The sequence below is a fragment of the Limnospira sp. PMC 289.06 genome (genome assembly GCF_032350395.1).
Lineage (GTDB): Bacteria > Cyanobacteriota > Cyanobacteriia > Cyanobacteriales > Microcoleaceae > Limnospira > Limnospira platensis.
The window spans coordinates 1-528 of record NZ_JARPLC010000459.1 but is presented as its reverse complement, the minus strand read 5'-3'; the positions used below and the strand labels follow the sequence as shown (position 1 = coordinate 528).

At 45.6% G+C, this 528-nt stretch carries 1 pseudogene; it reads right to left on the bottom strand.

Annotation, left to right across the window (positions count from 1 at the left end):
• Positions 1-198 precede the first annotated feature (198 nt).
• A pseudogene (locus tag P5674_RS26800) lies at positions 199-420 on the bottom strand (reverse transcriptase N-terminal domain-containing protein); the annotation flags it as partial.
• Positions 421-528 lie beyond the last annotated feature (108 nt).

Below are 528 nucleotides of genomic sequence, written 5' to 3'. Positions count from 1 at the left end.
TGTTCGAGAGCCGACTTAACCAAGGCTTGCCTTGCTCTATCTTGGATTGTGGGTATTCCTATTCCAGCTTTTTTCATCCCTGCCAGGTTTTGGAATCCACACCCGTCGCAGTGGTTTTGCTTTGTTGTTTCCCTTTATGTTCTCCACAAGCTCCAACCTTTGTCTTGGAGAGATTGCTCTTACTCCATCAACGCCGGCTGTTTTCTTGCCTTGACCCGCTTGGGTCACTCGTCGCGCTGCTAGGAGCCTGGTATAATATGATTTCACCAATAGACGTTGCAACCTTCTTACTTTTGCATCTTGTCCCGATTTAGCTGCTTGAAATATCCTCTTTTGGAGCTTAAAGACGTATCTCTGAACCTTAGCCCAGTTAATACTTCTCCATACAAACGCACGTCTTTGTAAGTTCTGGTTTCCCAAATCCCTTACTTTCTCTCGATTTCGTCATATTGACTCCTACTAGACTCTATTCTTACAATCAAACCGTGACCTGTCAGCATATCCCTACCATTACGGTCGGGCGTTGGC